The sequence below is a fragment of the Anaerococcus obesiensis ph10 genome (assembly GCF_000311745.1).
Lineage (GTDB): Bacteria > Bacillota > Clostridia > Tissierellales > Peptoniphilaceae > Anaerococcus > Anaerococcus vaginalis.
Map to the genome: position 1 here is coordinate 973,579 of NZ_HE978531.1, position 15,889 is coordinate 989,467.

The window sequence follows — 15,889 nt, forward strand, 5'->3', positions numbered from 1 at the left end:
TTTCTTTGATAGTAAGAAGTATCCAGCTCCTGCAAGTATTAAAACTACAAGAACAATTCCTACAGATTTTACTCCTGTTCTTACAAAGGAACGGCTTTTCTTCGTGGCAGGTTGTTTTTTAACTGCAACTTTCCTTGATACTTTACTTAATTTCCCTTTTTGTTGATTTTCTTCTATAGCTTTTTCTATTTCAGCTTTTAATTTTTTTATGCTATCCAAATTAGAATCAGCCTTATCTGGTAATCCTTTAATTAAATCATCATATTTTTTTTGATTTGATGAAGATAATTTGCCCTTATTTTTTTCAAAATAATCAATAAGTTTTTTGTGTTCAGCCATAAACTTATCTCCATTAAGATTGTTGTAGGCTGTATTATAAGAAGTTACCAAATCATCAATATTATTAACTTCTTCTTTATTTTGAAGTTTGCTGTAAGCTTTCTTTATAGCATCAAGACTTTGATTGAAATTATTTTTCAAACTTTCATCTGATTTTTTATAAAAATACTCACTTTTTGTTTTTCCTTCTCCATCTATAATTTCTTTTAAGGTTTTAAGATTTTTTTGTCTATTTTCTTCTTTTACTTTTGCATTGTAAGCATCAACTTTTTTATTTAAGCTTTCAATGGCTTTTTCTACTTTTTCTAGATTTGAATTAGCATCATCCAAAACTAATTTTTCTGCTTTTAAATCAATGCCAAAGTTTTTATATTTTTCTAAACCGTCTTTTAAGATGTCCTTGAATTTTTTTAAATCCTTGTTGTAATTTTCTATATTTAATTTAGTAGTTTTTAGATTTTTTATTTTTTGTTCGTAATCTTTATAACTATCATAAGCTTCTTCGTAAGAATTAAGTTCATTTTTTAAATCATCAGACAAAGATTCAGCTTTTAAATTGAAAACTTCTTTTTTCAAATCTTCGTATTGTTTTTTTATATAAGGTAATTTAATACTATCAATAGATTTTAAAATTTCTTCTTTTTTCTCTTCTACATTTTCAACTTTTAAATCTTCAATTAATTTTTTATATGCGTCTTGACCTTCTTTTGTATATTGCTTAAATTCTTCTGAATTTACAAAGTCTTTAGCTTTTTGTATAAATTCCTCTGGAGTTTCACTCATCATCTCTTCAGCATAAGCAACATTTGCCTTATTTGAAATCACGTTATTAATTGGCGAAAATGCCAAAGACATACTTAAAGCCAAAAATAATATTTTTTTACTTTTTTTCATTGTTCCCCTCTCCTGTTTAACTTCTATTTATGATTATATCAAATTTTCAAAAAAAATTGTAGTAGAATATAAAATTTAACATAAAAATAAAAAAATATTTGTGTTATTATATAAGGAAGAAGAATAAAAAGAAAGGAATATTATGCAAGACTTACATTTACACTCACATTTTTCTTTTGATTCAAATACAAATCCAGAAGAAAATGTAAAATCAGCTATAAAAAATAAAATAAAAATAATGGCATTTACAGACCACTTGGATAATTTTTGCCAAAATGACAGGGACATTTCCTTTGATCTTGATGAGTATTTTTCTACCATATATAAGCTTAGGGAAAAATATAAAAATCAAATAAAAATTTTGGCAGGAATTGAAATAGGATTGGCTTATGAAAATGCAGATAAAATTGATAAATTTATTGACGAAAATCCATTTGATTTTGTAATAGGCTCAATCCATGCCGTAGAATTTAAAGATGTTTGGCTAAATAGAAAAAATATAGAAAATAATCCAAAATATTTTTTTAAAAAATATTATGAATATATGCTAGAATGCGTAAAATCATGTAAAAATTTTTCAAGCTTAGGCCACATAGACTACATTGATAGGTATGTCCAAGACAAATCAGTAATACCAGACTTTTCATTTTATGAAGATTTGATTGAAGAAATTTTAAAAGAATTAATAAAAACAAATAGAGCTTTCGAATATAATACAGCAGGATTTAGAAATAATTTGTCCTACGCAAATCCAAAAGATGAAATCTTAGAAAAATACAAAAATCTAGGAGGAGAAACTATAACTTTAGGATCAGATTCCCATTTCCCAGACACAATTTCCTATAAAATAAATGATGGAATAAAACATTTAAAAGATTTGGGCTTTGACCACATTTCCTATTTTGAAAATAAAAAAGAAAAAATTATAGAAATTTAAAAGGCTCACGAAGAGCCTTTATTCATACATTTTTTTATAAAAAGACACATCTCCTCTGTGGGTTACTATCTTGTAGCCTGCTTTTTTTATTCTTAATTCTAAACAATTTCTACACTCTGCCGCCTCATCGCCCGTACAAATTTTATTATCATATAAGGAATAAAGTTCTCTGTATGATGTTGGAGATAAATTTGGCATTAGGACATTTGCTCCTGCCTTCAAGCCTTCTTCTCTTCCAAATGGATTTATTGTTCCAAGCGCTGTTGTAGCTGGTATCAAACAATAAGGAAACATTAATCTTAAAATAGAAATAAGTCTTAAAGTTTTTTTGTAAGAACCATTTTTCATATTTTTAAATGGAGTATCGTGTTGGGATAAATAAGGGCCTATTCCTATCATATCCGGTTTTAATTTTTGCAAAAATCTCAAATCCGAAATCAAATCTTCATCCGTTTGATAAGGAGAATCCACCATAAAACCTCCCCCAACTTGAAATCCAATTTCTTTTAAATCAAAAAGAGCCTTTCTCCTATTTTCAAAAGACATTTCTTTTGGGTGGATTTTATAATAATGATCTTTGTTTGAACTTTCTTCTCTTAATAAAAACCTATCAGCACCAGCATCAAAAAATTTCTTGTAAGATTTTTTTGACCTTTCCCCGATTGACAAAGTTATAGCACAATCAGGATGAATTTTTTTAATTTCTTCAACAATTTTACAAATATCTTCATCTTTATAAGATAAATCTTCTCCGCCTTGGAGAACAAAAGTTCTATAACCCAATTTGTAACCAATTTTTGCACAGGTAATAATTTCATCAAAAGAAAGTCTGTACCTTTCTACACTTGAATTAGATCTTCTAATCCCACAATAATAACAATCATTTTTGCAAAAATTTGTAAATTCAATTAGACCTCTTACATATACGTCTTTGCCATAAATTTCTTGTCTTACCTTGTCGGCTTTTTTTGCCAAATATTCGTTGTATGATTCATCTTTTATAAAATTTAAAAGTTCTTGGTCAGTAAAATTCTCTGCTTTTACAAAGCCCATTATAATTCACTCCTTTTCGTATTTTTATATTATAACAAAAAAAAGTTTTTTATAAAACTTGAAAACAAAATTTATTTTTTTCTACATATTTTCTACACATTCTTTGGATATTATATTGCTTGTAAAAACGAGTTGTAATTATTTTGTAACTATTGTTACGAAAAAGAAATGAAAAACATAAAAAAACTATTAATTAGTTACAATAAATTAAAAAAACACAAAAAAGGAGTAATCATTATGACAAATTTTAAAAAATACGCTCTAGCAGCGGCAATCGTACTACCAACATTATTTACAGTATCAAATAAGGCTGAAGCTTCATCTGCAGTTAAAGATGCAAGCAAAGCTAATGCTGTTAATGTAAGAAGTGACGCTAGTGAATCAAATAATATAATTGGACTTATAACTGATGATAAATCTTATGAAGTTCTAGGATCAACAGATGGTTGGTTAAAAATCAAATTTAACGGTAAAGAAGCTTACGTTGGTGGTCAATGGTTTAATATTACAGAAACAGCTAAAATTTTAAGCCCAGCAAACTTTAGAAAATCTGACAACTTAAATTCAGAAGTTTATCAAGTTCTTAAAAAAGATGAAAGTGTTGAAGTAAAATCAGCAGCAAACAATGGATTTGTAAAAGTAGTTTTTGAAGGTAAAGAAGGATATATTCACAATAGTTTACTAGGACTTTCTAATGATTTTATAAATAAAAATTATGCACCAGTTCAAAGTCAAGAAAGTAGCTATCAAGCTCAAGCTTCATACCAAGCACCAGCTCAATCTTATCAAGCACCTGCTCAAACACAAGCACCAGCACAAAATTATACAGCTAATAATTCATCAGCAAAACAAATTATAGCTCAAAGAGAATCTGGTGGATCTTACAATGCTAGAAACGGACAATATATAGGAAAATATCAATTGTCAGCATCCTACTTAAACGGAGATTATTCTCCAGCTAACCAAGAAAGAGTTGCAGACCAATACGTAGCTCAAAGATACGGTTCATGGGATAACGCCCTAGCATTTTGGAACAACAACGGTTGGTACTAAAATTAAATAATAAAAATTAGAACTTCAAGCTAATTGCTTGAAGTTTTTTTGTGAACATTTTTACTGCCATTTCCCCATCACTTTTGATATATCAATTTAAAAAATTTAATTTATTTATCAAAAATGATAGAATAAAAGAAGATTATAAATTTACAAGGAGCAATTATGAAAATAATTTTGGCTGTAGATAGAGATTTTGGGATAGGAAAAGATAATAAACTTCTTTTTCATTTAAAAAAAGACTTGGCTCATTTCAAAGACCTTACCCTAAATAATATAGTTATAATGGGAAGAAAAACTTATAAGTCTATGAATGGGGCTCTTCCCAAAAGAGAAAATATAGTTTTGACAAGAAATAAAGATTTAAAACTTGATGATGCTCTAGTTTTTAATGACATTGAAAATCTTTTGGAATATGTAAAAGAGAATAAAAATGATAGAGAAGTTTTTGTCATCGGCGGAAAAGAAATTGTAGACTTGCTCTTAGATTTTTGTGATGAGGCAATTATTACAAAAATTGATGCAAAAAAAGACGCTGATACCTTCCTTCACAATTTTGATAAAGACGAAAATTTTGAAATTGTAAATAAATCAGAAGATTATTACGAAAATGACCTTAAATTTAATTATATAACTTATAGGAGAAAAAAATGATAGAAATATTTGTTAGCAAACTTTGTCCAGATTGCACTGAAATAATTGAAGATTACAATAATGATTCAAAAAATTTCCAAGGATGTGAAATCATAGATATAACCGATTCGATGATAAATCTCAAAAGATTTTTGGCATATAGGGATAATTTTAATACTTTTGAAGAAAAAATCAAAACAAATCAAGTAGGAATCCCTGTAAAAATCACTGATAAAAAAGAAGTTGAATTTCTATAAAATTAATTTTTAACTAATTAACAAATAATAATTTAAAAACAAAAATCCAATCTATATTTTCAAAAGCTTATTGCCTATTGAAATTTATAGATTGGATTTTTTTGTAAAAAATAACCCTAGCTTTAGCTAGGGTTAGGAAAAATTTTACTTATTTTTCTTTTTTAGGATAAATAATCCAATTGTGCTTAGTCCAATTGTTGATAAATAGAATCCTAAATTGCTTTCAATTCCTGTTTTTGGCATTTTTGTACCTCCAACATTTGAACCTTTTTTATCATCTCCACTTACTTTTTGTAATTTGCCATCTTTATCTTTATCCTTTTCATTGCTAGAACTTGGTTTTTCTTTAGAAGGTTCTGTGCTTGATGGTTTAGATGGTTGTGGTGGATTTGTTGGTTCTTGTGGCTTAGGATCTGCTTTTTCAATTTTTTCATACAAGGCAGTTACTATTATATTATTATTAATTACTGTCTTATCATCTGTATCCCATCCTTTTACTTTGTAATCTGTTTTTGCTACAATTTTTGGATGAGCAATTTCTGCTAAAGTTTTTCCAGCTTTTGGATTTACATAATATTTTGTTATTCCTTCAAGATCTCCATGATCTCCTTTTTCAAAAATCACTTCAACATATCCATGAGGTTTATCATTAATATTACCATCTCCATCAACTTCTGGAATTATATCAGGAAGTTTAGCAAATGTTCCAGTAACTACTTTATTCTCTTTGTATTGAACAAATTGTATTGTATCAAAATCCCAACCATTAAATAGGTATCCAATTTCAACATTTAAACTTGGTGGTGGAAGAATAACTTCTTTTTCTGGATTTACATAGAATTTTGTAATTTGTCCATCCATTATTGAGCCACCTTCGCCTTGTGTTACAAAAGAAACTTCAACATATCCTTCTACAGGTTCAGTACTTACATCATTTAGTTCGTTGAAATAAGCTGTAATTGTTGTATCAACTCTATAAACACTTGGCATACTTGCATCATGATCCCACGCTCCAAATTCATATCCAGTATTTGGACTTGCTTCTGGAATATTAAGCGTAACTTCTTTTGTAGGATTTACAAAATATGATAATTGTCCACTTAGACTTCCATGACCATCAGTTTTAAAATCTACTTTTACATAGTCTTTTGGCTTTTCATGATTTCCATCATTTGGAATTACATCATCAATCGCCTTTGAGCTTGCCTTTACAACTATATCTTGATCTTTTATTTCTAAAGTTTTTTCTTGATCCCAACTTACAAATTCATAACCCAAATGTTCTCCAATATTTGGCCATTTCAAATCACTTAATTTGACATTTACATTTTTCTTTACAGCATAATTTTGTGTACCTTCTAAATACAAACCATTATCATTCGTAAATGTTACGCTTACATAGCCATCAGGTATTTCTTCTGGATCAGGAATAATATTTTTCTTGGTTTCTTCTATTTGCCACGCTTTAAGACTATATTTCGCTATTATTTCTGTGTCTTTTTCAAATTTTGCAATAATATTATTGCCCTTATTCCATTTTCTTTGATTTTTATCTAGATTTTCTTCCCATCTTATAAAATCAAATTGATGTTCTTCTCCATTTAATCCTGCTTTTTCTATTCCTTCTGGATTATTTGCTGGAATTGTTACTTCTACATTTTTTCTTACTCTGTAGTATTTCTTTGTTGGATCTTTTGCTTTGTCTGTTGGATCTACTGTTATTAGAATGTAATCTTTGTAGTCTTCTCCTGGATTTGTATCTGGATCTGGTACTTCTTTGATTGTATCTAATACTTTTACTGGTACGTCAACTAAGAATACTTCTCCTGTTTTGTAGATTACTTTTATTGTTTGGTAATTTTTGTAAACTTTCTTTGTTGGATCTTCTGGATCTTCTATTTTTGTATCTGCATCTAATATTTCTTTGCTTACGTCTGGTTCTTTTCCTTCTACTATTTCATAAGCTTCGATTTCTGCAAATTTTCCAGTTTTTCCAATTTCTCCTGCTTTTATTGCAGCTTTGTAATCTTTTAGCTCTGGATATTTTCCTACATAGGTTGTTATCATTTCTGCACTTGGTTCTTGTGCTAATGGTGTAAGTTCTTTGCTATATCTTGCTGTGACGATTATTTTTTTGGTTATTTCTGTATTTTCGTCTTTATCCCATCCGTATTTTTCGTATCCATTGTTTGCTTTGATTTCTGGATGCTTAATTTCTTTTAATTTTTTACCTGCTGTTGGATTAACGTAGTATTTTGTTATTCCTTCTAAGACTCCGTGTTTTCCTTTTTCAAAGATTACTTCTACGTAGCCTTTTGGTTTGTCGTTTGGTTTTCCATCCTCATCAATTTCTGGGATTATGTCGGCTATTTTTTCAAATGTTCCTGTTATTATTGTTTCTTTTTCTGTATATTGGGTTAGTTTACTTGTATCTTTATCCCATCCTTTGAATTTATAGCCTATTTCTGTTTCTAGCTTTGGCGATGTTACTATGACTTTCTTTTCTGGATTTACATAGTAGGTTTCTACTTCGCCTTCTTTTATTTTTCCACCTTCTCCTTTTATTTGGAATATTACTTTTACGTAATCTTTTATTGGTGTTTCGCTTACATCATCTAGTACTTTGAATTTTGCTGTGATTGTTGTATCTTTTTCATATTTTGTTGGCTTGGTTGCGTCTTTGTCCCATTCTTTAAACTGATAGCCTATCTTTGCTTTTGTTTCTGGAACTTTTAGTTTTACTTCTTTGGTTGGATTTACATAGTAGGTTGTTTCTCCTTCTAGTGTTCCATTTCCGTCTGTTTTGAAGTCTACTTTTACGTAACCTTTTGGTTGTTCTTCGCCATCTTTTTTTGGTATTACATCTTTTAATGGGATTGATGTTGCATTTACAACTATATCTTCTTCTTTTATTTCTAAATCTTCTTCTTTATCCCATTTATCGAATTTATATCCTACTTTTTCTTCTATTTGTGCCCATTTTATATCTTTCAATGTTATTTCAAGGTTTTTCTTTACGAAATATTCTTGAATTCCACTTAGTGTTAATCCCTCATCACTTGTGAATTTTACACTTACATAACCTTTTGGTTTTTTTTGTGGATTATCTGGATCATTTGGTATTATATTTTTCTCTGGTTTTTCTTGTTGCCACGCTTTAAGACTATATTTTGCTTTTATTTCTGTGTCTTTTTCGAATTTTCCTGTGATTTTTTTACCTTTTTCCCATTTTCTTGGATTGGTGTCCTCTTTTTCTCTCCATTCACTAAATTCGTAGCTGTGACTTACTTTGTTTTCTCCTGTTACTTCTATTCCTTCTGGATTTTTTGATGGAATTGTTACTTCTACATTTTTTCTTACTCTGTAGTATTTCTTTGTTGGATCTTTTGCTTTGTCTGTTGGATCTACTGTTACTAGGATGTAATCTTTGTAGTCTTCTCCTGGAATTGTATCTGGATCTGGTACTTCTTTGATTGTATCTAATACTCTTACTGGTACGTCAACTAAGAATACTTCTCCTGTTTTGTAGATTACTTTTATTGTTTGGTAATTTTTGTAAACTTTCTTTGTTGGATCTGTTGGATCTTCTATTTCTTTTTCTGGATCTAGAATTTCTTTGTCTACGTCTGGTTTTTTATCTTTTATTAGATAATAAGAGTCAATTTCCGCAACTTTTCCACTGTTTCCAATTTTTCCAGCTTTTATTTTTTGTTCATATTCTTCTAAACTTGGATATTTTCCTACATAAGTTGTAATCATTTCTGCACTTGGTGGATATACAATATCTTTTGGTGTTTTTGAATATCTTGCAGTAAGCACAGTTTCTTTTTCAAAGATATGACGATTTGGCATTTGGAAATTATCCTTATCTGCCAATGTATCCAAATCAGCAGTCCATTTTTCAAATGTCCAGTCATTTTCTCCTTCTGGATCATTTTCTGGAATTTTTACTTGAGCTTTTGGATTTACATAATAAGTTTTTATTTGACTGTCTTTAGCCTTCTTTGTTGGAACTACATCAACTTTTACAAAATCTTTCAAAAATTCGTCGTTTTGAACTATATTTGGTTTAGATTTACTATCCAATGCCCTATAAATATTTTTGTAAATTTCTACAGGAATATCAAAATCTTTGTAAGTATCATTTTTGAAATTAACCCTTACTTTAATTGAATCTTTATTAGGTTTAACATCACTTGGCTTATTATTGTAATCTTCGTTTTCTTTTACCTTATCATAGATTGTATCTTCTTCTAAGACTTGGTAATCTTTATATTTTTCAAGTTTCATTAAGTCACTAATAGATTCTTCTATTTGGGCATTTGTTGGCATAAAGTCATTGATGAAGTTTCCGCCATCATCTTTTGATGATTCAAAAACTTTAATAGGTTTTACTTCTGGATATTTATCTTCTACAAAGTCAATTTCAAATTCATAACTCTTTTTGATTTGAGTATTTTCATCAAGTAAACCTTTTAATTCTTTTCCATCTTCTCTTTTTCCACTCCATGAACCAATGTTGTAATTTTTGGCTGGAGTGATTTTTATACCATTTTTCTCTTCATCTGTTGGTACAGGAATATTTGAGAAATTCAAACCATCTATTACATCATAATAAATTTCTTTTATTTCCTTGCCATTTTCGTCTGTTCCAAATGAACCATTGTCAAGTGCCTTAAAGGTAACTCTGTGATAGCCCTTAGGTATTGGTGTCTTTGGATTTTTTGTTTTTAAAACTCTGACATCTTTATAATAGAAATTTATATCTTTTGTTTTTACTCCATTAATACCAAGTAATTCGTGAGTATCTTCGTTAATATCAAAGAATAATTGAGTTTGTGGAGGACTTACTAATTTGAAACCTCTTATTTTTCTATAGTTTACAGAATCAAAGTGCCTGTTTCCATTCAAAACTTCTTCAGGTTCTATTACATTTTCAAATTTGTCCCCTTGACTTCCAACTGCTTCAAACTTATCTTGTCCATCTTTTGCTAGTAGATAATTTACTGTATATTTTCTATAACGATAAGGTCTGTAGTAGAAGTGGAATTGATTTTTAAATTCCAACTTTATTGGTTGTTGATTATCATCAGATTTTTTGTCATCATTTTCAGCTTGAACAACTTGGTTTTGATAATAAGTATTTTTTCTCTCAGTTTCTTTTTTATAAGCTTCATATTCATTTTTTGTATCTTCATTTACATTTTTATTATCAAACTCATCATCATTAGCCAAGATGTATTCTTCACCTTGCATAACACCATAAGCTGTAGTGTTTGTTTTAACTCTTTGATTTTTTATTACGCCATCAACTAATTTTACTTCATTAAAATCTTTATCAAGCAAGTGATGGTATACTTTTACATCAACTAAACTATTTTTTGCCCAAATTGCTCTAAGATAAAGATCTGATGTAATTTCATTTCCAAAAGAATAAAGTCTTGGTACTTCATATTTATCTTTATAAGAAGTATCTTCACTTCCATCTTCATTATAAGTTACAAGCTCCCAACCCAAGAAATCATAACCATCTCTTTGTGGTGTTGGTGGCGCTTTTATTGTCATTCTATTTGCTACATCAAATACTTGAACATTGCCTTCATTTTCAAATTTTTCAGGAAGCTTATATGGAACTTTTCCAAATTCAGTTGATATTTTAATTCTTTCGCCATCTTTGTGAGTTGCAATATCATTTTGCCCAATAGAATCAATCTCTCCACCATTTGGATCAAATTTTACCTTATAATTTTTGTCAGGTTCGCCCCATTTTGCATAAAGGACAACATCATAATTAGGCATATTAGCATCAGCATCATCTAGCTTAGACTTTAACTCTTTTATTTCATTTTGTATTTTAAATTTCTTTTCTTTGTCGTTTGAATTTTTTTCAAGTTCTTTATATTTTTCAGCAATTTGAGATTCAATCTTTTCAGATTCTTTAATAGTATCCTTAATGAGCCTGCTACCTTGAGCATCCAATGCCCAACCCTTAAATACATAATTATCAGGAAGATTTTTAGGTTTATCAGCTTCAGTAAGCTTATATTCTTCATCAAGATTTAATTTTCTAAGAGGTATATCATAATATACATCAGATATAATCGCATCTTTACCATTTGAAAATGTCTTTCCAGAAAAATCAGCATGTGCATTTACATCTGATGGATCTTTATCAAGATATAGTGTATATTTTTCACGTTCATAAGTAAATGCAAAGCGGTATTTATCAATATCCTTGAAAGGAACTCCATTAATTCCATTTTGACCAATAGGATCAAAGAAGGACTTTTCATCCTCTGGTCTTTCTTTCTCATATTCATCTAATTCATTTTTAAGTTCATCAAAAGTTAATTTTGAAAGATTTTCCGTATAACCTTCTTTTTCTGCATCTTCAACAGGATTAATTGACTCATATTTAGGTGTAAATCCTACAATGCCTGGAGAAGGATATGGGTATGGAACATTTGTGTCAATTTTTGTATATGACATATCTGGATTATAGTGGAGCTTGCCGTCAAAGCCCTCAAACAAATATTCCATATAGTAGATAGCAAATTGGAACTCTGCACTTTCACAAGGTCCAAGAGAAATTGTTCTTTCAGGTAATTTTTCTCCTGTTGAAATTGAGTGAGTTGCAGGTCTTACCGCTGGATCTAATTCTGTAAAATCTTTATCTATAAAATCCTTTGATGTTAGCCAGTATGGTGGAGTATCAAGATATAAACCTTGATCTAAATTTCCATTATTTTCTGAATTTAATTGCCATCCTATAAAACTATGATTTGGAGCAAAGTCAATTCCGCCTTTTTCTATAAGCCACATATCATTAGGCCATTTTGTCATTCTCTCGCCAAATTTTGCTGTAAATTTATATGGTTTGTTCACTTCTTTTGTAGAATCATATTTTCTTCCATCAGGAAGTACCATTTTTGCTTCTTTAGCTGGAAAACCAGCATCAGGTTCATCAATACAGAATTTTTCAAATAGCATTGTATATGTTTGACGATCATAGTAAATGTTATAGGTAGTTGAGCTATCAGAATGAACTTTTTTTACAAGAACTTCACTTGTTCCATCATCATTTTTAACATTTTCTGTGTTTTCTTCTTTTATTTTTTTTGTATTTCTAACATAATATTTATTAAGTTCTTTTTCTTTTCCCTTTTCTGTAAGATCTTTTTCTATTTCAGGGAATTTGAAACCTTCTGGTAACATTTTATCTAAATCTGGGCGAGAGTTTGTTTTCGCATCTTTTATTACTTTTGCTCCAATAAAATCATAGCCATCAGATTCAGCTTTTTGAGTCCAAAATTGAATCTTATAATCTGCTTTTGGTTTTTCATCCCATACTGCAGTAAAGATGATGTTTTCTGCTGGCATTGCCTCTTTTAGACCATCTGGATAATTTTTCATGTCTATAAGATCGCCTTTTTCTATTTTTTTGCCATCAGAAGTTTCTAAATCTATATTAGACTTCCATCCTTTAAATATAGACGTACTTTTTGTTGGTTTGTAATCAAAATATGGAATAGTTTGACCATAATATAAGGTCATATTTGGTACATAAGATCCACCATCAGAATCAAAATCTACTTGGAAAGTTTTTCTATTGTAGTGATAAATTAATGGAGTTTCACTTGCATTTTCTGGAACTGTTACCTCAAGATTGTTTTGTTCTGGTTCAAATCCTTTTGCATACTTTTCACTATCTTTTTCATTTAATTCTGGAATTTTAAATTTATCTCCAGTTTTTGCCTTATATTCTCTGATTAATGGTTTTTCTCCATCTTTTGGATCTTCATATTTTTCATGATCATATAAGTTTTGGAAAAGATATTTTACTTTAATTTTTCCTTCTTTTGGTTCATATTTATAATCATGATTTCCATAAAACAAAAAGCTCGCTTTTTTTGTATCTTCGGCATTCTTTTTTACAAAATCATAAGTAACATCATAGGAATCAATGCCATTTGGTTTGTCGTAGCCTTTTATTTCAGGCAAGTTTATAGTTTTTTCAACATTTTTCTTTTCTTCTGGGCTTGCATTTTCTCCTACGCTTGCTATGTATGGTTGAAAAATTATTTTGTCCTTATCTAAACCATTTTCTTTTACACCAATTTTGTAATCCCACCTATAAGTGTAAATGTCAGGATATTTTGGATTTTCTAATTGTTCTTCAATATCCTTGCTTTCATCAAGCTCAGTAGGTTTTTTTACAATTGATTCATTTATCTTGTCGATATAAATATCATCGCTATCGTCATCACGTTTTGTATACGACGCCAAAGCTATATTTGTACCGAGCAAAATAATAGCTAGTAATAGTGTTAAAATAATTTTTTTATTCTTTTTACTTTTCACTAAAAATACCTCCTTTTTTTTACTATATTATTACTTCAATTATATACTAATAATCAATGAAATAAAAGTCTTTTTACAAAACATTTACATATTTGCGAAAAAGATTACCTAAAAAAATCAGCACAAGAATCAATATCCTTATGCTGATTTATTTTTATAAATTTACAGAGCGTAGACAAAGTATGAATTTATATAATATTTTATTTTAAAATAAAAATTAAGCTACGTACCATCTCGACTAGATTATTGTGCCTTGATTTGGCACAATAATCCCTAAAACTAAGTGCGAAAGCACGAGAAAGTTTGCGAAGCAAACGTGTTTTAGTGTGAGTGAAACGAACGCATGGAGAGATCTCATGAGATTTCTCGACTCACTACGTTCGCTCGAAATGGGAAAATTTTTAGTTTGTCAACAGTCTGTTTATTTAATTATTTTTTGTAAAATCTTCCAATCTTATATAATCAAAAATTCCATCTGTAAATTCTTGGTCTATTTCTCCTTTTATTAATGGAAGAGTGTAATTTGTAATTTTTTCTTTTAAAATCTCTCGTGATTCTAGCCATTCTTGTGGGATTTTTTTCTCTTTATTTGCTATATTTGATGGTTTTGTTGTAAAATATTTTACTTTGTAATCCTTAGAATTTTCTCTTTTTAATATTGGAACTAGATTTGTTTTTTCCTTCCCATATTTTATTGTCAAATATCCCAATTGGTAAGCCTCATCTGAATCGGTTTTTGAAATTAGAAAACTTGTTCTTTGGACAATATTTAATTCAACCGAACGAGTTTTTACTTTTAATTTATCGTGAATATAATCTGAAATTTTTAAGCCAATGCCTGCAATTATTGGATGATTGAAGCCTTTATCAAAAGATTTTTGTTTTTCATTTAAAAGTTTTCCATCTTTGTCCATAAAGCCTTCTGAAACTGCTATTAGCAAATTATTATCTTCTTCGAATTTTTCTTTAATTTCTTTTTCTATATCATCTAATAATTTTTTATCTTCTGGAAGATAGACTAAATTTACTATATCTTTTTTTCTTTTATAATTTGCAAGATAAGAAGTTGCTGTAAGCCAGCCTGCATTTCTTCCCATAATTTCCACAAAGGTAACTGATTTTATTGGATATATATCGCAATCAAGCCTAATTTGTCTTAGGGCAGAATTTACAAATTTTGATGCAGATGCAAAGCCCGGCGAATGGTCCATTTCGCACAAATCATTATCAATTGTTTTTGGGCAACCAACCACATTTACCCAATCAATCTTATTTTTTTCTATGTATGAATTGAGTTTCATAACTGTATCCATTGAATCATTTCCACCAATATATACAAAAGTTGAAATCTCATATTTTTTTAAATTTTCAAAGATTTTTTTATATTGCCAATCTTTCAAATCATCACTTAATTTAAAACGACAAGAACCAAGAATAGAAGAAGGTCTTTTTCTTAGCCTTTCGTTCGCCTTTTCTTTTTCAAACAAATCTTTGTCAACTATTTTAATATTTTCACTTAAAAGCCCTTCAATTCCATTTAAAGAAACAAATACATTTTCAAAATCAAAATCAATCCCAGCTTGGATAGCACCAGCCAAAGAAGAATTAATAACAGCGGTGGGACCACCTGACTGACCAATTAAACAATTCATATATCCCCCTTAAATTTTTATCCTTATATATAGTACCATTTTATTTAGAAATTTTAAGGCAAAAATAAAACAGAAAAGCTTTTTAACTTTTCTGTCTATCTTAATTTATTATAAATTTTATCCTTATATCCCCAAGGATTTTTTTGCCAAGGCGTCTGCCATGTCGTTGTATTTGTCGTTTGAGTGCGCCTTTACTTTTATAAAATGAACATCAATTTTTTCTTTTGCTTTTTGGAAAAATTCGTAGTATCTTTGGGTAAGTTCGTTATTTCTTTTCCACTCTCCTTTTGCCCAAGATTCTATGCCTTGATAATCGTAGTGGATATAGATTGTTTTTTTGCCTTCAGAAATCGCCTTGTTGATTGCTCCTACACTTGCCTTTACTTCTCCTGCAACATTTCTGTGGATATGAAATTCATCATCAAAATCTTTATAAATTTCTTCGATTTTTTCGTCTGTTATGTAGACTATTCCTACTCCGTATTTTTTATCTTTTTTGGAATAAGAACCATCAATGTAGGCTATTACTGAATCTTTATCTGCTTTTATTTCAATATTTTTATCTTCCAAAAAATCTTCTGCATCTTCTTTTTTCTTAAAAGACTTGTAAACTGCTCCCTTGTAACCTTTTACTTCTTTTAAACACAAATCCCAGGATGTGTATATCCCAGGATTTCTGCCTTTTTTTACTGCGTAATATTTCATTTGTT

Annotated in this window: 9 protein-coding genes; 4 read left to right on the top strand and 5 right to left on the bottom strand. The window is 29.2% G+C overall.

What is annotated here, in order from left to right:
• Window positions 1-1,233: synaptonemal complex protein 1 (locus HGAG_RS04890; RefSeq protein ID WP_019118165.1), on the bottom strand; the 1,233-nt coding region annotated here is incomplete at its 3' end.
• Window positions 1,234-1,375: 142 nt separating this feature from the next.
• On the opposite strand from HGAG_RS04890, the gene HGAG_RS04895 reads away from it, so the two are divergent.
• Window positions 1,376-2,170, top strand: a complete 795-nt coding sequence (locus HGAG_RS04895) for a histidinol-phosphatase HisJ family protein (protein ID WP_019118166.1) — start codon at window positions 1,376-1,378, stop codon at window positions 2,168-2,170.
• Between the two features lie 18 nt (window positions 2,171-2,188).
• Here the strand turns inward: HGAG_RS04895 and hydE are convergent, their stop codons facing one another.
• Window positions 2,189-3,223: a [FeFe] hydrogenase H-cluster radical SAM maturase HydE gene (hydE, locus tag HGAG_RS04900; protein WP_019118167.1), complete on the bottom strand. Its 1,035-nt coding sequence runs from the start codon at window positions 3,221-3,223 to the stop codon at window positions 2,189-2,191.
• A gap of 237 nt (window positions 3,224-3,460) precedes the next feature.
• Between hydE and HGAG_RS04905 the strand changes: the two genes are divergently transcribed.
• From HGAG_RS04905 to HGAG_RS04915, 3 genes are all read left to right on the top strand, one after another.
• Window positions 3,461-4,276, top strand: coding sequence for an aggregation-promoting factor C-terminal-like domain-containing protein (locus HGAG_RS04905; RefSeq protein WP_019118168.1), 816 nt, complete (start codon window positions 3,461-3,463; stop codon window positions 4,274-4,276).
• Between the two features lie 165 nt (window positions 4,277-4,441).
• The gene (locus HGAG_RS04910; protein WP_019118169.1) at window positions 4,442-4,930 is read left to right on the top strand and encodes a dihydrofolate reductase; all 489 of its coding nucleotides are present in this window, start codon (window positions 4,442-4,444) and stop codon (window positions 4,928-4,930) included.
• Window positions 4,927-5,166: a hypothetical protein gene (locus HGAG_RS04915; RefSeq protein ID WP_019118170.1), complete on the top strand. Its 240-nt coding sequence runs from the start codon at window positions 4,927-4,929 to the stop codon at window positions 5,164-5,166. The genes HGAG_RS04910 and HGAG_RS04915 overlap by 4 nt, the downstream gene beginning before the upstream one ends.
• A gap of 144 nt (window positions 5,167-5,310) precedes the next feature.
• Here HGAG_RS04915 and HGAG_RS04920 read toward each other — a convergent pair whose 3' ends face one another.
• The 3 genes from HGAG_RS04920 to HGAG_RS04930 form a co-directional block, all read right to left on the bottom strand.
• Window positions 5,311-13,527 (bottom strand): InlB B-repeat-containing protein, encoded by an 8,217-nt coding sequence (locus tag HGAG_RS04920; RefSeq protein WP_019118171.1) that lies wholly within the window; start codon window positions 13,525-13,527, stop codon window positions 5,311-5,313.
• A 425-nt stretch (window positions 13,528-13,952) separates the two neighbouring features.
• Window positions 13,953-15,179, bottom strand: a complete 1,227-nt coding sequence (locus tag HGAG_RS04925; protein ID WP_019118172.1) for a diphosphate--fructose-6-phosphate 1-phosphotransferase — start codon at window positions 15,177-15,179, stop codon at window positions 13,953-13,955.
• Between the two features lie 123 nt (window positions 15,180-15,302).
• The gene (locus HGAG_RS04930; protein WP_019118173.1) at window positions 15,303-15,884 is read right to left on the bottom strand and encodes a ribonuclease H1 domain-containing protein; all 582 of its coding nucleotides are present in this window, start codon (window positions 15,882-15,884) and stop codon (window positions 15,303-15,305) included.
• Window positions 15,885-15,889 lie beyond the last annotated feature (5 nt).